The sequence below is a fragment of the Rhodococcus sp. P4_F5 genome (genome assembly GCF_056401315.1).
This window is the reverse complement of record NZ_JBFUJP010000077.1, coordinates 1-16,603: the sequence shown is the minus strand read 5'-3', so window position 1 is coordinate 16,603 and position 16,603 is coordinate 1. Positions and strand designations below refer to the sequence as shown.

15 protein-coding genes are annotated in these 16,603 nt (G+C 70.9%); 12 read left to right on the top strand and 3 right to left on the bottom strand.

The features are described from left to right. Positions 1-15 precede the first annotated feature (15 nt). The 10 genes from argC (at position 16) to AC1DU4_RS22245 (ending at position 11,958) form a co-directional block, all read left to right on the top strand. On the top strand, positions 16-1,089 hold the full coding sequence (argC, locus tag AC1DU4_RS22290) for an N-acetyl-gamma-glutamyl-phosphate reductase (RefSeq protein WP_477843559.1): 1,074 nt from the start codon (positions 16-18) through the stop codon (positions 1,087-1,089). After that, positions 1,086-2,324: a bifunctional glutamate N-acetyltransferase/amino-acid acetyltransferase ArgJ gene (argJ, locus tag AC1DU4_RS22285; protein ID WP_072845571.1), complete on the top strand. Its 1,239-nt coding sequence runs from the start codon at positions 1,086-1,088 to the stop codon at positions 2,322-2,324. Before argC ends, argJ begins: the two co-directional genes overlap by 4 nt. Further along, positions 2,321-3,238 carry an acetylglutamate kinase gene (gene argB / locus AC1DU4_RS22280; protein WP_477843557.1) on the top strand — a complete coding sequence of 306 codons (918 nt, stop codon included), beginning with the start codon at positions 2,321-2,323 and terminating at the stop codon, positions 3,236-3,238. The genes argJ and argB overlap by 4 nt, the downstream gene beginning before the upstream one ends. Beyond that, a complete protein-coding gene (locus tag AC1DU4_RS22275) occupies positions 3,235-4,440 on the top strand; it encodes an acetylornithine transaminase (RefSeq protein ID WP_477843555.1) in 1,206 nt (401 codons plus the stop codon). Before argB ends, AC1DU4_RS22275 begins: the two co-directional genes overlap by 4 nt. Further along, complete coding sequence (argF, locus tag AC1DU4_RS22270; RefSeq protein WP_477843553.1) at positions 4,437-5,435, top strand: ornithine carbamoyltransferase; 999 nt, start codon at positions 4,437-4,439, stop codon at positions 5,433-5,435. Before AC1DU4_RS22275 ends, argF begins: the two co-directional genes overlap by 4 nt. Further along, positions 5,432-5,944: an arginine repressor gene (locus AC1DU4_RS22265; protein ID WP_072845567.1), complete on the top strand. Its 513-nt coding sequence runs from the start codon at positions 5,432-5,434 to the stop codon at positions 5,942-5,944. The genes argF and AC1DU4_RS22265 overlap by 4 nt, the downstream gene beginning before the upstream one ends. Positions 5,945-6,025: 81 nt before the next feature. Continuing rightward, positions 6,026-7,225, top strand: a complete 1,200-nt coding sequence (locus AC1DU4_RS22260; protein ID WP_072845566.1) for an argininosuccinate synthase — start codon at positions 6,026-6,028, stop codon at positions 7,223-7,225. 2 nt (positions 7,226-7,227) lie between these two features. Continuing rightward, a complete protein-coding gene (gene argH / locus AC1DU4_RS22255; RefSeq protein WP_477843550.1) occupies positions 7,228-8,649 on the top strand; it encodes an argininosuccinate lyase in 1,422 nt (473 codons plus the stop codon). Between the two features lie 65 nt (positions 8,650-8,714). Then, entirely contained in the window at positions 8,715-11,690 is a 2,976-nt protein-coding gene (locus tag AC1DU4_RS22250) for an AMP-binding protein (protein ID WP_477843548.1), read from the top strand. A gap of 49 nt (positions 11,691-11,739) precedes the next feature. Next, positions 11,740-11,958: a Trm112 family protein gene (locus AC1DU4_RS22245; RefSeq protein ID WP_477843546.1), complete on the top strand. Its 219-nt coding sequence runs from the start codon at positions 11,740-11,742 to the stop codon at positions 11,956-11,958. A gap of 10 nt (positions 11,959-11,968) precedes the next feature. Here AC1DU4_RS22245 and AC1DU4_RS22240 read toward each other — a convergent pair whose 3' ends face one another. The 3 genes from AC1DU4_RS22240 to AC1DU4_RS22230 are packed head-to-tail and all read right to left on the bottom strand — an operon-like array spanning position 11,969 to position 14,129. Next, entirely contained in the window at positions 11,969-12,580 is a 612-nt protein-coding gene (locus tag AC1DU4_RS22240; RefSeq protein ID WP_477843544.1) for a TetR/AcrR family transcriptional regulator, read from the bottom strand. Beyond that, on the bottom strand, positions 12,577-13,332 hold the full coding sequence (locus AC1DU4_RS22235) for an ABC transporter permease (RefSeq protein ID WP_477843542.1): 756 nt from the start codon (positions 13,330-13,332) through the stop codon (positions 12,577-12,579). Before AC1DU4_RS22235 ends, AC1DU4_RS22240 begins: the two co-directional genes overlap by 4 nt. Next, on the bottom strand, positions 13,329-14,129 hold the full coding sequence (locus tag AC1DU4_RS22230) for an ABC transporter ATP-binding protein (RefSeq protein ID WP_477843540.1): 801 nt from the start codon (positions 14,127-14,129) through the stop codon (positions 13,329-13,331). The genes AC1DU4_RS22235 and AC1DU4_RS22230 overlap by 4 nt, the downstream gene beginning before the upstream one ends. Before the next feature lie 108 nt (positions 14,130-14,237). Here AC1DU4_RS22230 and AC1DU4_RS22225 point away from each other — a divergent pair, with 108 nt between their 5' ends. Together AC1DU4_RS22225 and tyrS are read left to right on the top strand one after the other, a co-directional pair. Next, complete coding sequence (locus tag AC1DU4_RS22225) at positions 14,238-14,888, top strand: DNA-3-methyladenine glycosylase (protein WP_477843538.1); 651 nt, start codon at positions 14,238-14,240, stop codon at positions 14,886-14,888. Between the two features lie 8 nt (positions 14,889-14,896). Next, positions 14,897-16,171, top strand: a complete 1,275-nt coding sequence (gene tyrS / locus AC1DU4_RS22220) for a tyrosine--tRNA ligase (RefSeq protein ID WP_477843536.1) — start codon at positions 14,897-14,899, stop codon at positions 16,169-16,171. The last annotated feature ends 432 nt before the right edge of the window (positions 16,172-16,603 follow it).

Sequence of the window (16,603 nt, the reverse complement as noted above, 5' to 3'; positions counted from 1 at the left end):
TGCATAATCAATCGTATGGTGATTTCTGCAGGTTCCTCAGGCACGGCGTCCGCGCCGATCCGGGTCGCGATCGCAGGGGCGAGCGGGTACGCGGGCGGTGAGATCCTCCGGCTGCTGCTGGGGCACCCCGCCTACCTCGACGGCACGCTGACGATTGGCGCGCTCACCGCGGGCGGCAACGCCGGCAGCACCCTCGGCGAGCATCACCCGCATCTGCTGCCGCTGGCCGACCGCGTCCTCGAGCCCACCGACATCGACCGACTGGACGGCCACGACGTGGTGTTCCTCGGTCTGCCGCACGGCAACTCGGCCGCCATCGCCACCCAGCTGTCCCAGGACACCGTGATCATCGACTGCGGCGCCGACTTCCGGCTGAGCAGCGCCTCCGAGTGGGAGCGTTACTACAACAGCGAGCACGCGGGGACCTGGCCGTACGGGCTGCCGGAACTGCCGGGCCACCGGGAGAAGCTGACCGGGGCCACCCGGATCGCGGTCCCCGGCTGCTACCCGACCGCGGCCAGCCTGGCGCTGGCGCCCGCGGTGGCCGCGGGGATCGTCGAGACCCGGGTCAACGTGGTCGCGGTCAGCGGCACCTCCGGCGCGGGCCGCGCGCCCAAGGCCGACCTGCTCGGCTCGGAGGTGATGGGGTCGGCGCGCGCGTACGGCGTCGGCGGCGTGCACCGGCACACCCCCGAGATCACCCAGAACCTCTCCGCGCTCACCGACGCCACGGTGTCGGTCTCGTTCACCCCGGTGCTGGCCCCGATGCCGCGCGGGATCCTCGCCACCTGCACCGCCGCCACGACGGTCGACGAGCAGCGGGCCCGCGAGGTCTACGAGAAGGCCTACGCCGACGAGCCGTTCGTACATGTGCTGCCGCACAACAAGTTTCCGCAGACCGGCGCGGTCATCGGCTCGAACGCCGCCCAGATCGGCCTCACCGTCGACGAGGCCGCCGGCCTGCTCGTCGTGATCTGCGCCATCGACAATCTCACCAAGGGCACCGCCGGCGGTGCCGTCCAGTCCATGAACCTGGCCCTTGGCCTGCCCGAGACCGCAGGTCTCTCGACCGTGGGAGTTGCCCCGTGAACGCCGTGCCCGTGATCCCCGACTCCGTCCCCGTCGCCGGCGGACAGCTCGTCCGCACCCAGGGCGTCACCGCGCCCGCCGGGTTCCGTGGGGCCGGCATCGCCGCCGGCATCAAGGTCAGCGGCCGCCCCGACCTGGCCCTGGTGTTCAACGAGGGCCCGGACACCGCCGCGGCGGGCGTGTTCACCACCAACAAGGTCAAGGCCGCCCCGGTGCTGTGGTCGCAGCAGGTGCTGAGCACCGGCCGGGTCCGCGCCGTGGTCCTCAACTCCGGCGGCGCCAACGCCTGCACCGGAGCCCCCGGGTTCCAGGACACCCACAAGACGGCCGAGCACGTCGCCGCGACGCTCAGCGACTGGGGCACGGAGACCGGCGCCGTCGAGGTCGCGGTGTGCTCGACCGGGCTGATCGGCGACCGGCTGCCGATGGACACGCTGCTCGCCGGCGTCACCGAGATCGTGCACGAGCTGGCCGGCGGCATCTCCGGCGGCACCGACGCCGCGTACGCGATCATGACCACCGACACCGTCCCCAAGCAGGCGGCCCTGCACCACGACGGCAAGTGGAACGTCGGCGGCATGGCCAAGGGTGCCGGCATGCTCGCGCCCGCGCTGGCCACCATGCTCTGCGTCATCACCACCGACGCCATCGCGACCGCCGAGCAGCTCGACGAGGCCCTGCGCAACGCGACCCGGATGTCCTTCGACCGCCTCGACGTCGACGGCGCCACCTCCACCAACGACACCGTGCTGCTGCTCGCCTCGGGTGCCAGCGAGATCACGCCGTCGCAGGAGGACCTCAACGCCGCCGTCCTCGCGGTCTGCGACGACCTCGCGGACCAGTTGATGGCCGACGCCGAGGGCGTCACCAAGCGGGTCACGGTCACCGTCGCCGGTGCGGCCTCCGAGCAGGACGCGCTGATCGGCGCCCGCACCGTCGCCCGCGACAGCCTGGTCAAGACCGCGCTGTTCGGCTCCGACCCCAACTGGGGCCGCGTGCTGGCCGCCGTCGGCATCGCCCCGATCGAACTCGACCCGGACCGGATCTCGGTGTCCTTCAACGGGAACCCGGTGTGCATCGACGGGGTCGGCGCGCCCGGCGCCCGCGAGGTGGACCTGTCCGGGATCGACATCGCGCTGCGCATCGAGCTCGGCGTCGGTGACGCGGAGGTCTCCATCCGCACCACCGACCTCTCGCACGCGTACGTCGAAGAGAACTCGGCGTACTCGTCATGAGCGCCGGCGTCGAGCATCTCGACGACACCGCCCGCGCGCAGGTGCTCGCCGAGGCGCTGCCCTGGCTGCAGCGTTTCCACGGCAAGATCGTCGTGGTCAAGTACGGCGGCAACGCGATGGTCGACGACCAGCTCAAGAGCGCGTTCGCGGCGGACATGGCGTTCCTGCGCACGGTCGGCATGCACCCGGTCGTCGTGCACGGCGGCGGCCCACAGATCAACGCCATGCTGACGCGTCTGGGCATGGAGGGCGAGTTCCGGGGCGGATTCCGGGTCACCACACCGGAAGTCATGGACGTGGTCCGGATGGTGCTCTTCGGGCAGGTCGGCCGCGAACTGGTCGGGCTGATCAACGCACACGGCCCGTACGCGGTCGGGATCTCCGGCGAGGACGCGCACCTGTTCACCGCGACCCGCCGCACCGTCCAGGTCGACGGCCAGGCCACCGACATCGGCCTCGTCGGCGACGTCACCACCGTCAACCCCGACGCGGTGCTCGACCTGATCGACGCGGGGCGCATCCCGGTGGTCTCCACCATCGCCCCCGACGCCGACGGCGTGGTGCACAACATCAATGCCGACACCGCCGCCGCCGCGCTCGCGGAGGCGATCGGCGCCGAGCGACTGGTGATGCTCACCGACGTCGAGGGCCTGTACACCGACTGGCCGGACCGGTCGTCGCTGGCCAGCGAGATCGACTCCGCCACACTGGAAAAGCTGCTGCCGAGCCTCGACGCCGGCATGGTCCCGAAGATGGAGGCCTGCCTGCGCGCGGTGCACGGCGGCGTCCCCTCCGCGCACGTGATCGACGGTCGCGTCGCGCACTCGGTACTGCTCGAACTGCTCACCGGCACCGGCATCGGCACCATGGTCACCCCCGCACCCACCACCCAGAACCTCGAAGGACAGTCATGACAGAACCGCTGCAGCAGCGCTGGTCCCACGCGCTGATGAACACCTACGGGGTGCCGCGGGTGGCGTTGGTCCGCGGCGAGGGCGCGGTGGTCACCGACGCCAACGGCAAGCAGTACCTGGACCTGCTCGGCGGGATCGCGGTCAACATCCTCGGGCACGCGCACCCGGCGATCGTCGACGCCGTGACGGCCCAGCTGTCCACCCTCGGCCACACCTCGAACCTGTACGCCACCGAGCCGGGGATCGCGCTCGCCGAGCAGTTGCTGGCGCACCTCGGTGCCGGTGAGGGCGGCAGCGTCACCGGCCGGGTGTTCCTGTGCAACTCCGGCACCGAGGCCAACGAGGCCGCGTTCAAGATCGCCCGGCTGACCGGACGCCGCAAGATCGTCGCCGCGGAGCGGGCGTTCCACGGCCGCACCATGGGTGCGCTGGCCCTGACCGGCCAGCCCGACAAGCGGGCCCCGTTCGAGCCGATGCCGGCCGGCGTCGAACACGTCCCGTACGGCGACATCGCCGCACTCGACGCCGCTGTCGACGAGGACACCGCCGCGGTGTTCCTGGAGCCGATCATGGGCGAGAGTGGCGTCGTGGTGCCGCCCGAGGGATACCTGGTGGAGGCTCGCCGGATCACCGCCGAACGCGGTGCGTTGCTGGTGCTCGACGAGGTGCAGACCGGGATCGGGCGCACCGGCTGGTTCTACGCCCACCAGGCGGTCGGCATCGTGCCGGACGTGATGACCCTCGCGAAGGGTCTCGGCGGCGGCCTGCCGATCGGTGCCTGCATTGCCACGGGGGCGGCCGCGGAGCTGCTCAGTCCCGGCAAGCACGGCACCACCTTCGGCGGCAACCCGGTCAGTGCGGCCGCCGCGCTCGCCGTGCTGCGGACCGTCGCGGACCAGGATCTGGTCAGCCATGCCGACGCACTCGGCAAGCACCTGATCCACGGCATCGAGGGCATCGGGCATCCGCTCGTGGACCACGTGCGTGGCTCGGGTCTGCTGCTCGGCGTCGTGCTCACCGCGGATGTCGCGCCCGCCGTCGAGAACGTGGCACGAGACGCGGGCTTCCTGATCAACGCCGCGCAGCCCGGCGTCGTGCGGCTGGCGCCGCCGCTAATCCTCACCGAGGCACAGGCGGACGGCTTCGTGGCCGCTCTGCCCGGGATCCTCGACGCAGTTCATAGCCAGGGAGATACGAAGTGAGTTCCACCGAGAGCACCAGCACGGTCAAGCACTTCCTGCGGGACGACGACCTGAGCCCGGCCCAGCAGGCCGAGGTGCTCGCGCTGGCCGCGGAGCTGAAGAAGGCGCCGACCGCGCGCCAGCCGTTGGCTGGCCCGCGCGGGGTCGGGGTGATCTTCGAGAAGAACTCCACCCGCACCCGCTTCTCCTTCGAGATGGGCATCGCGCAGCTCGGCGGGCACGCCGTGGTCGTCGACGGCCGCAACACCCAGCTCGGCCGCGAGGAGACGTTGCAGGACACCGGACGGGTGCTCTCGCGTTACGTCGACGCGGTCGTGTGGCGCACCTTCGGCCAGGACCGGCTCGAGCAGATGGCGGAGGGTGCGACGGTGCCGATCGTCAACGCGCTCTCCGACGAGTTCCACCCGTGCCAGGTGCTCGCGGACCTGCAGACCCTCGCCGAGCGCAAGGGCGAGCTGAAGGGTCTGCGGCTGACCTACCTCGGTGACGGCGCCAACAACATGGCGCACTCGCTGCTGCTCGGTGGCGTCACCGCCGGCATCCACGTGACCGTCGCGGCGCCCGCGGGCTTCGCGCCCGCCGAGTGGGTGCTCGACGCGGCCCGGGCCCGGGCCGCCGAGACCGGTGCCAGTGTCACCGTCACCGACGACCCGCAGGCGGCCGCGGTCGGCGCGGACGCGCTGGTGACCGACGCGTGGACCTCGATGGGGCAGGAGAACGACGGACTCGACCGGGTCGGGCCGTTCCGGCCGTTCCAGATCAACGCGGCCCTGCTGGCGAAGGCGGCGCCGGGTGCGGTGGTGCTGCACTGCCTGCCCGCGCACCGCGGCGACGAGATCACCGACGAGGTCATCGACGGACCGCAGAGCGCGGTGTGGGACGAGGCGGAGAACCGGCTGCACGCGCAGAAGGCGCTGCTGGTGTGGCTGCTCGAGCAGAACAGCCGGACTGGGCAGGGTGACGGGACTGTGCAGGGTGACGGGACGAGGCCGTGACCACCGCCCGGTCCGAGTCGGCGCGGTCGCAGACCGTCGCCCACACCCGGGCGGGCAGGCAGTCGCGGATCACCGCGCTGCTCGCCACCCACGAGGTGCGTAGCCAGCCGGAGCTGGCCGCGCTGCTCGCAGCCGAGGGCATCGAGGTGTCCAACGCGACCCTCTCCCGCGATCTCGAGGAGCTGGGCGCGGTGAAGCTGCGGGCCGCCGACGGCGGTGCCGGGGTGTACGTGGTGCCGGAGGACGGCAGCCCGGTGCGCGGCGTCTCGGGCGGGACGGACCGGCTCGCCCGGCTGCTGGGGGAGCTGTTGGTGTCCACCGACGCCAGCGGAAACCTGGCCGTGCTGCGCACGCCGCCGGGCGCCGCGCACTACCTCGCGAGCGCCCTGGACCGGGCTTCGCTGCCGGAGGTTGTGGGAACCATTGCCGGGGATGACACCATTCTTGTTATCGCCCGCGAACCGCGCACCGGTGCGCAGCTCGCCGACATGATCGAAAAGCTGGCCTGACGGGCCGATCGACGGCCCGACAACTGAACCTCTCGCCTCACGTACTGGCGAGGCTTTCCAACCTTAAGGAGCACAAAGACCATGGCTGAACGCGTCGTACTCGCCTACTCGGGCGGGCTTGACACCTCAGTGGCCATCAGCTGGATCGGCAAGGAGACGGGCAAGGAAGTTGTCGCCGTCGCCATCGATCTCGGCCAGGGCGGCGAGGACATGGAGGTCGTGCGTCAGCGTGCCCTCGACTGCGGTGCCGTCGAGTCGGTCGTGGTGGACGCTCGCGACGAGTTCGCGGACGAGTACTGCCTGCCGACCATCCAGGCCAACGCGCTGTACATGGACCGGTACCCGCTGGTGTCGGCCATCAGCCGGCCGCTGATCGTCAAGCACATCGTCGAGGCGGCCCGCGCCCACGGCGGCACCGTCGTCTCGCACGGCTGCACCGGCAAGGGCAACGACCAGGTCCGCTTCGAGGTCGGCTTCGGCGCCCTCGCGCCCGACCTCGAGGTCATCGCACCGGTCCGCGACTACGCGTGGACCCGCGAGAAGGCGATCAAGTTCGCCGAAGAGAACAACATCCCGATCAACGTCTCCAAGAAGTCGCCGTTCTCGATTGACCAGAACGTGTGGGGCCGCGCGGTCGAGACCGGGTTCCTCGAGGACCTGTGGAACGCGCCGACCAAGGACGTCTACGACTACACCCAGGACCCCACGGTCAACTGGAACGCCCCCGACGAGCTGATCATCAGCTTCGAGGCCGGCAAGCCCGTCGCGATCGACGGCAAGCCCGTCACCGTGCTCGAGGCCATCCAGGAGCTGAACAAGCGTGCGGGTGCGCAGGGCGTCGGCCGTCTGGACGTCGTCGAGGACCGTCTCGTGGGCATCAAGAGCCGCGAGATCTACGAGGCCCCCGGCGCGATGGTGCTCATCACCGCGCACCAGGAACTCGAGCACGTCACCCTCGAGCGCGAGCTCGGCCGGTACAAGCGTCAGATGGAGCAGCGCTGGTCCGAGCTGGTCTACGACGGCCTCTGGTTCTCCCCGCTCAAGGACGCGCTGGACACCTTCGTCGCCAAGACGCAGGAGCGGGTCACCGGCGACATCCGCCTGTTCCTGCACGGTGGGGCCATCACGGTCAACGGCCGCCGCAGCCCGGAGTCGCTGTACGACTTCAACCTTGCGACCTACGACGAGGGCGACACCTTCGACCAGACCTACGCCAAGGGCTTCGTCAACATCCACGGCCTGTCGTCCAAGGTCGCCGCGAAGCGGGATCTGGGCCTGTAACGATGGCCGAACACGGCACCAACGAGGGTGCCCTCTGGGGCGGCCGGTTCGAGTCCGGACCGGCCGCCGCCATGGCGGCGCTGAGCAAGTCCACGCACTTCGACTGGGTGCTCGCGCCCTACGACACGCGCGCCTCGATGGCGCACGCGAAGGTCCTGCACTCGGCGGGTCTGCTCGGTGAGGCCGACCTGGCGACGATGCTCGACGGGCTCGAGCGGCTGGCGGCCGACGTCGCCAGCCGCGCGTTCACCCCGAGCGAGTCCGACGAGGACGTCCACGGCGCCCTCGAGCGCGGCCTGATCGACCGCGTCGGTCCCGAGGTGGGTGGGCGGCTGCGGGCCGGTCGCTCGCGCAACGACCAGGTGGCCACGCTGTTCCGGATGTGGCTGCGCGACGCGGTCCGCCGGGTGGCGGCGGGCGTGCTCGACGTCGTCGACGCGCTGGCCACCCAGGCCGCGGCCCACCCGGCCGCGGTGATGCCGGGCAAGACGCACCTGCAGGCGGCTCAGCCGGTGCTGTTGGCGCACCACCTGCTCGCACACGCGCACCCGCTGCTGCGGGACGTCCAGCGGATCGTCGACTTCGACAAGCGGGCCGCCGTCTCGCCGTACGGGTCGGGCGCGCTGGCCGGCTCGTCGCTCGGGCTCAACCCGGACGCGATCGCCGCGGAGCTGAACTTCGACGCGGCGGCGGACAACTCGATCGACGCGACGTCCTCCCGGGACTTCGCGGCGGAGGCGGCCTTCGTGCTCGCCATGATCGGCGTCGACCTGTCCCGGATGGCCGAAGAGGTGATCATCTGGAGCACACCGGAATTCGGGTACATCACGCTGGCCGACGCGTGGTCGACCGGATCGTCGATCATGCCGCAGAAGAAGAATCCCGACGTCTCGGAGCTGACGCGCGGCAAGTCGGGCCGGTTGATCGGCAACCTGACCGGCCTGCTCGCCACGCTCAAGGCGCAGCCGCTCGCGTACAACCGGGACCTGCAGGAGGACAAGGAGCCGGTCTTCGACTCGGTCGCACAGCTCGAACTGCTGCTGCCGGCGATCACCGGACTGGTCTCCACCCTCGAGTTCCACACCGAGCGGATGGCGGAGCTGGCCCCGGCCGGCTTCACCCTGGCCACCGACATCGCGGAATGGATGGTGCGCCAAGGTGTTCCGTTCCGGGTCGCGCACGAGGCGGCCGGCGCGTGCGTCCGGGTCGCGGAGGCGCGCGGGGTCGGGCTCGAGGACCTCACCGACGAGGAGCTGGCGGGCGTCGACCCGGCACTCACGCCGGGGGTGCGGGAGGTGCTCACCGTCGAGGGCTCGATCTCCTCGCGGGACGCTCGCGGTGGCACCGCTGGGGTCCAGGTCGCACGGCAGCTCGACGGTGTGCGTGAGTCGCTGGACACATTGCGGGGCTGGCTCACGCATTGATCGGCCCTGCGTGGCGGCGCAGAATATAGTGACCCCAGCGTGATCGTCGAGTCATTGGGGGCACAGTGGGTTGGTATCCGGAGGTTCTGAACGGTTCCGTGCGGCGGGTCGTCGCCACCGCCCAGAACGGTCTCGAGGTCATGCGGCTCGGTGGCCTCGAGACCGAAGCCCAGCCGTCGGAGTTCCGGGTCGTCGAACGCGAACCGATGTACCGGCTGCGCCGCTACTTCGCCGACGAGGCCGCCGACGTCGCGCGGCCGCCGATCGTGCTCGTGCCCCCGATGATGATGTCCGCCGACGTCTACGACGTCACCCAGGACCAGGGCGCGGTCGGCATCCTGCACGGCATGGGCCTGGATCCCTGGGTGGTCGACTTCGGTTCGCCCGCAACGGAGGACGGCGGTTGGGACCGCACCCTGACCGACCACGTCGTGGCGATCAGCGAGATCATCGACCGGGTGCACAAGCACACCGGACGGGACGTGCACCTGTCCGGGTACTCGCAGGGCGGCATGTTCTGCTACCAGGCGGCCGCGTACCGACGGTGCAAGAACATCGCCAGCCTCGTCACCTTCGGCGCACCGGTGGACACGTTGGCCGCGCTGCCGCTCGGGATCCCGGCCGGCCTGGCCACCCGCGCCGCGGACTTCCTCGCGGACCACGTGTTCACCCGGCTCTCCATCGCGGGATGGATGGCCCGCACGGGATTCCAGCTACTCGATCCGGTCAAGACGGCGAAGTCCCGGCTGGACTTCCTGCGTCAGTTGCACGACCGGGAGGCACTCCTGCCCCGGGAGCAGCAGCGTCGGTTCCTGTCCACCGAGGGCTGGGTGGCCTGGTCCGGTCCGGCCGTCGCAGAGTTGCTCCAGCAGTTCATCGTGCACAACCGGATGATGTCCGGCGGGTTCGTGATCGGCGACCGGCCGGTCTCGCTGGCGGAGCTGACCTGCCCCATCCTCGCCTTCGTCGGGGAGGTCGACGACATCGGTCAGCCGGTGGCCGTGCGCGGCATCCGGAAGGCCGCTCCGAAGGCGGAGGTCTTCGAGTCCACCTTGCGCGCAGGCCATTTCGGACTGGTCGTGGGTTCGCTTGCGGCCGCGCAGACCTGGCCGACCACCGGCGAGTGGGTGCGCTGGCAGGACGGGTCGGGACCGCGGCCCGAGGCCGTCGACGTGATGACCTGCGTGGAGCAGCCCGCCGACGAGACCGGCGTCTCGGTGAGCGACCGGATCCTGCACACCGGCGCCTCCATCGCGGAGGTCGGGGTCGGCATCACCCGGGGCGTCGTCGACGTCACCTCCCAGGCCGTTCGGGGCACCCGCGAGCTGTCCGTCGAGGCCGCCCGCGCGCTGCCGCGTCTGGTCCGGCTGGGGCAGATCCAGACGAACACCACCATCTCGCTGGGGCGGCTGCTCGAGGAGGCCGGCGCCAAGTCTCCGCAGGGTGAGTGCTTCCTGTTCGACGACCGGGCCTACACCAACAAGTCCGTCAACACCCGGATCGACAACGTGGTGCGGGGGCTGATCCTGTGCGGGGTGCGTCCGGCGGCGCGCATCGGCGTGCTGATGGAGACCCGGCCCAGCGCGCTGACCGCGATCGCGGCGCTGTCGCGGATCGGTGCGGTCGCCGTRCTGCTCCCGCCCACCGCCGACCTGGTCGCGGCGGCCGAGCTGAGCGGGGTCGGGGTCGTCGTCTGCGACCCCGACAACCTGGCCGCGGCCGAGTCGCTCGGAGCCCGGGTGCTGGTGCTCGGCGGCGGCGAGTCCCGGCTGCTGGACACCCAACCGGACTCGGGCACGGTCGATCTCGAGCAGATCGATCCCGACGAGGTGGACCTGCCCGCGTGGTACCAGCCCAACCCCGGCCGTGCGAACGAGCTGGCCTTCGTGTTGTTCGGCCGGTCCGGCGGACGCCTGGAGGCCAAGCGGGTGACCAACTACCGCTGGGCGCTGTCCGCCTTCGGCACCGCCACCGCGGCCAACCTCGGTCGCGGCGACACCGTGTACTCCATTGCCCCGCTTTACCATTCGTCGGTCCTGCTGGCGACGCTCGGCGGCGCGATCGCGGGCGGCGCCCGGATCGCGCTGTCGCGGGGGCTGGACCCGGAGCGGTTCGAGGCGGAGGTGCACCGGTACGGCGTCACCGTCGTCGCCTACACCTGGACGATGATGCGCGAACTGGTCGACAACCCGGCCTTCGGCCTGGCGGGGAACCATTCGATCCGGCTCTTCGTCGGGTCCGGCATGCCCCGCGGGCTGTGGCTGCGCACCATGAAGCGGTTTGCGCCGGCGCAGGTGCTCGAGTTCTACGCCTCCACGGAGGGCGCGGTGGTGCTGGCCAACGTCTCGGGCGCCAAGCCGGGATCCAAGGGACGGCGGCTGCCGGGCAGCACGCCCGTCCGGATCGCCGCCTACGACCCGATCGCCGGCACCTACCTCGAGGACGCGCGCGGCCTGGTCCGCGAGTGCGCCCCCGGCGAGGTGGGGCTGCTGCTCGGCCAGGCCACGGCGAGCGAGACCCTCGACGGCGCCCAGCGCGGGGTGTTCGCGGCCGGTGACGCCTGGGTGCCCACCGAGCACCTGTTCCGGCAGGACGCCGACGGCGACTTCTGGTTGATGGACGACCGGGCCACCGTGGTCCGGGCGCGGCGCGGCCCGGTGTTCAACCAGCCGATCGTCGACGCGCTCGGCGCCCTCGACCAGGTCGACGTCTCGCTGGCCTACGGGATTCCGCTCGGCGAGGAGGAGTTGTCGGCGGTCGCGGTGCGGCTGCTGCCGGACGCCTCGCTGACCGCGGTGGACCTGGCCGACGCCTTCGCGCACCTGGCGCCGCGGCAGCGACCCGATCTCGTGCACGTCCTGCCCGAGATCCCGATCAGCAACTCGTACCGGCTGCGCCGCACCGAGATCCGGGCGAAGGGCCTGCCGAATCCCGGTGTGCGGTCGTGGTTCTACGACAGCGAGCAGGACAGGTACCGCCGACTGACCCGCGCGGTGGTGAGCGAACTCCGGGAGCGGGGCAGTGCGGCGCTGACCGGGTAGCGACGGTAGCGTGGGCGCCGAGACATTCCGGTGACGAGAGGGATCTTCCGTGGCGCTTGACCCCACCCTGCTGAGCATCCTGGCCTGCCCGCAGGACAAGGGCCCGCTCCTGCTGGTCGACGACGAGCTGCTCTACAACCCGCGGCTGCGTCGCGCCTACCCGATCGAGGACGGCATCCCGGTGCTGCTGGTCGACGAGGCTCGCGACGTCGCCGAGGACGAGCACCTGGCGATCCTCGCCCGCGCGGAGTCGGCGCCGCAGCAGTAGCGCGGCGCGCTCAGCCGTCGAGTTCGCCGGTCAGGTAGTGCTGCAGGACCGGGCCGGCGAGCGCGACCAGCCGGTCGGCGGGCAGCGTCGCGATCGGGTCGATGCGCAGCAGGTAGCGCGAGAGCACGATCCCGGACATCTGGGTGGCGACCATCCCGGTGCGCAGCGGCGCGGAGCCGGGCGGCTGGTCCACCCGGCCGGCGACCTGACTGAGCACCACCTCCGTGATGAAGGTGCGGATCAGCCCCACCGACTCGCCGGTGAGCGCCGTGCGGAACGCGGCGAGCAGCGCCTCGCCCTGCGGCGAGTCCCACAGCGAGAGCACCACCCGGAGCAGGCGTTCACCCAGTTCGTCCGTCGGCGCGTCGAGCACGGTCGCCAGCACCACCTCGGGGTCCACGGGAATCGCGACGGCGGCCAGGAACAGCTCGCGCTTGGACCGGAAGTAGTGGTGGACCAGGGACGGGTCCACCTCGGCCGCGGCGGCGATCGACCGCACCGACGTCTGGTCGAAGCCCTGCTCGGCGAACCGGCTGCGGGCGACGGCGAGGATGTGGTCGCGGGTCGCCGGGCTGCCGGGGCGTCGACCACTGCGGGTGCCGGTGGTGGCCGGCCCGGTCACGGCGTCCGCCGGCGCAGCGTCGCGGCCGCCAGGCACAGCGCGACCACGGCGAACCCGGCCACCACCGCGAGGTCGCGCCACATCAGCGCGGTCGCGCCCGGGTGCCTCGCCACCTGCTGCAGCGCGTCGACGGCGTAGCTCAGCGGCATCACGTTCGAGATCCATTCGAGCCACTGCGGCAGCTGGTCCCGCGGCACCAGCAGGCCGCAGAGGAACAGCTGCGGGATCACCACCACCGGCATGAACTGCACGGCCTGGAACTCGGTGCGGGCGAACGCGCTGCACAGCAGGCCGAGGGAGACGCCGAGGACGGCATCGAGGACCGCGATCAGCACCACCCATCCGACGCTGCCGGCGATGGTGAGTCCGAGCAGCCCGAAGGTGACCAGGCAGGCCAGCCCGGCCTGCGCGGCGGCGGCCAGCGAGAACGCGGTGCCGTAGCCGCCGAGCAGGTCCAGCTTGGCCATCGGGGTGGTCAGCAGCCGTTCGAGGGTGCCGGACCCGCGTTCGCGCTGCATCGCGATCGAGGTGATCAGGAACATCACCACGAACGGGAGGATGCCGAGCATGGTGATCGCGATCCGGTCGAACAGCGGCGGCTGGCCCGGGGTCGGCGGCACGTTCACGTACAGGAAGTAGAGCAGGACCATCAGCAGCGTCGGGACCAGCAGGATCATCGCGACGGTGCGGTGGTCGCCCCGCAGCTGCCGCAGGATCCGCCCGGTGCTCGACGCGTAGATTCCGACGTTCATCGCGCGGCCTCCGATTCATGGGCGCGGATCAGGCTGAGGAAGGCGTGTTCGAGGCTCGACTCGTGGGTCTCCTCGCGCAGTTGCGCCGGTGTGAGCTGGGCCAGCAGCAGCCCCTCGCGCATGAGCAGCAGTTCGCCGCAGTGCTCGGCCTCGTCCATCACGTGACTCGACACCAGCAGCGTCACGCCGTCGGCGGCGAGATCGGCGAAGCGTCCCCACAGTTCGGCCCGCAAGACCGGGTCGAGACCGACGGTCGGTTCGTCGAGGACCAGCAGGTCCGGCTTCGCGACCAGCGCGCAGGCCAGCGACACCCGGCTGAGTTCACCGCCGGAGAGGTCGCGTGTCAGCTGGTCGGTGTGCGTGGTGAGCCCGACGGCCTCGATCGCCTCGGCGGCGGCCTGGCTCGACCGGCCGTACAGCGAGGCGAAGTACCGGACGTTGTCGCGGACCGACAGGTCGAGGTAGACGGTGGGGTTCTGGGTGACGTACCCGATGCGGCTGCGCAGGGGACGCGAGCCGGCGGGCAGCCCGAGGACGGTCACGGAGCCGGACGCCACGATCTGGGTGCCGACGATCGCGCGCATCAGCGTGGTCTTGCCGCAGCCCGACGGGCCGAGGAGTCCGGTGATGGTGCCGCGCCCGACGCGCAGCGTCAGGTCTCGCAGGACCTCCCGGCCGCCTCGCCGGACCACCAGGTTCCGGATGTCGATGGTGGCGTCGGCCGGGGGCTGGGGGGCAGTTTGCCGGAGGGGWGGGGGAGCGGCGGTGGCCGCCCGTTCGTGGGCCGGTCCAGTCATCTTCGCCTCAATTCATCGAGCGATGAACTCATCGTCTGATGAATTTACCGCCGTCCGGTACCCGCGGTCAACGGTCCGAACTCGGGCGGGAAAGCGCACAATCGCCTGGTGAGCGAACCCGCGCGGCAGTCCACCCGGCAGCGGCAGGCCCAGCGCGAACTGGCCCGAGCGGACCCGCTGAGCGCGGCGCACCTGGTCCTCGGTGCGCGGCTGAGCGTCGGGGAGGTGACCGTCCGGATCGTCGAGGTCGAGGCGTACGGCGGCGACGAGGCGGGTCCGTGGCCCGACCCGGCGGCGCACTCGTACCCGGGCCCGACCGCTCGCAACGCGGTGATGTTCGGGCCGGCGGGCCGGCTCTACGTCTACCGCAGTCACGGCCTGCACTTCTGCATGAACGTCACCTGTGCGGGCGAGGGGGTTGCGGGAGCGGTACTGCTCCGGGCCGCCGAGGTGATCGAGGGGGAGGGCGTGGTCCGGTCGCGGCGCGGGCCCGGCCGGCGGCTGCGTGACCTGGCCCGGGGACCGGGGAACCTGGGGCAGGCCGTCGGGATCACGCTGGCGGACAACGGCTCCGAGTTGCTCACCGGTCGATCCCGGGTCCGGCTCGAGCTTGACCCGGCGGACGGTGCGGCGGCCGGGCCGAGGGTCGGGATATCGCGGGCGGCCGACCGGCCGTGGCGGTTGTGGCTTCCRGGATCGGCCGCGGTCTCGGCCTACCGGCGCAGCCCGCGTGCACCGGCGCCGCCGGATACGGGATGATCGTGCACGTGACTGCGAACATTATCGACGAACTGAGCTGGCGCGGACTGATCGCGCAATCGACCGATCTCGACGCACTTCGACGCGACGCCGATGCTGGTCCGGTCACCCTCTATGCCGGGTTCGACCCGACCGGGCCCAGCCTGCATGCGGGCCACCTGGTTCCGCTGTTGGCGCTCAAGCGCTTCCAGCTGGCGGGGCACCGGCCGATCGTGCTCGCCGGCGGCGCCACCGGTCTGATCGGCGACCCCCGTGACGTGGGGGAGCGCACGATGAACTCCGCCGACATGGTGGCCGAGTGGGCGGGGCGGATACGTTCGCAGCTCGAGCGCTTCGTCGACTTCGACGGCCCGGGTGCCGCGATCGTCGAGAACAACATGAAATGGACCGGGAAGCTCTCGGCCATCGACTTCCTCCGCGACGTCGGCAAGCACTTCTCCGTCAACGTGATGCTGGCCCGCGACACCGTCAAGCGCCGGCTCGAGTCCGACGGCATGTCCTACACGGAGTTCAGCTACATGCTCCTGCAGGCGAACGACTACCTGCAGCTGCGCCGCGAGCACGGCTGCACGCTGCAGGTCGGCGGGTCCGACCAGTGGGGCAACATCATCGCCGGTGTCGAGCTGAACCGGCGGGTCGACGCCGAGTCGGTGCACGCCCTCACCGTTCCCCTGGTGACCTCGTCGGACGGCAAGAAGTTCGGCAAGTCCACCGGCGGCGGCAGCCTGTGGCTCGACCCGGAGATGACCAGCCCGTACGCCTGGTACCAGTACTTCGTGAACACCGGCGACGCCGACGTGGTCAAGTACCTGCGCTGGTTCACCTTCCTCGACGAGGCCGAACTGGCGGAGCTGGAGGCCGAGACGGCCGAGCGTCCGCAGGCCCGGACCGCGCAGAAGCGTCTCGCCGCGGAGATGACGACGTTGGTGCACGGCGCGCACAACACCGCCGCCGTCGAACTGGCGAGCCAGGCGTTGTTCGGTCGCGCCGAGCTGACGGACCTCGACGAGCCGACGCTGGCCGCGGCGCTCCGGGAGGCATCGGTGGCGCAGGTCCGTCCGGGCGACGCGACCACGATCGTGGACCTGCTGGTCGCGAGCGGGCTGTGCGAGAGCAAGGGCGCCGCCCGCCGCACGGTCAAGGAGGGCGGGGCCTCGGTGAACAACGGGCGGATCAACGCCGAGGACTGGGAGCCGCAGACCACCGACCTGCTGCACGGCCAGTGGCTGGTTATCCGGCGGGGCAAGCGGAACTTCGCCGGCGTCCAGGTACTGCCGGCCTGACCCCGGCCTGGGTGGTGCGAGTCACAACGACGTAATTCGTCCGGATTCGCACCATCCGGGCGCCGGCCGAGGCGTTCACCTGCGGGAATGTCGCTTCGTCCGGCGGTGACCTGGGGATTTGCGTCCGGGTTCACGCTCACGTAACTTTTGTCGAGTCAGAGCGACACGGACACCGACCCGGACCGAGAGGTACGGGACACGAGGTAGGACGTCGAAAGCCTGACAAGAACCCCTTTTCAGCCAGAACATCCAGTCGGTTTGCGCCGGCGGCAGTGATGRGTTAGGCTGGAAAAGTTGCCCCGGAACACCGAGAGAGCTAATCTCGGGTGTGAAGGTGTGTGCGTGTTCTTTGAGAACTCAACAGTGTGCCGATGAATGTCAGTGCCAAATTATTTGGTACTCCGCATCGTCTTTTGACGGTGTGGGTATTGC

Coding starts and splice junctions, on each gene's coding strand:
- argC (WP_477843559.1), top strand. CDS start 16: ATGGTGATTTCTGCAGGTTCCTCAGGCACGGCGTCCGCGCCGATCCGG.
- argB (WP_477843557.1), top strand. CDS start 2,321: ATGAGCGCCGGCGTCGAGCATCTCGACGACACCGCCCGCGCGCAGGTG.
- AC1DU4_RS22275 (WP_477843555.1), top strand. CDS start 3,235: ATGACAGAACCGCTGCAGCAGCGCTGGTCCCACGCGCTGATGAACACC.
- AC1DU4_RS22260 (WP_072845566.1), top strand. CDS start 6,026: ATGGCTGAACGCGTCGTACTCGCCTACTCGGGCGGGCTTGACACCTCA.
- argH (WP_477843550.1), top strand. CDS start 7,228: ATGGCCGAACACGGCACCAACGAGGGTGCCCTCTGGGGCGGCCGGTTC.
- AC1DU4_RS22235 (WP_477843542.1), bottom strand. CDS start 13,332: ATGAACGTCGGAATCTACGCGTCGAGCACCGGGCGGATCCTGCGGCAG.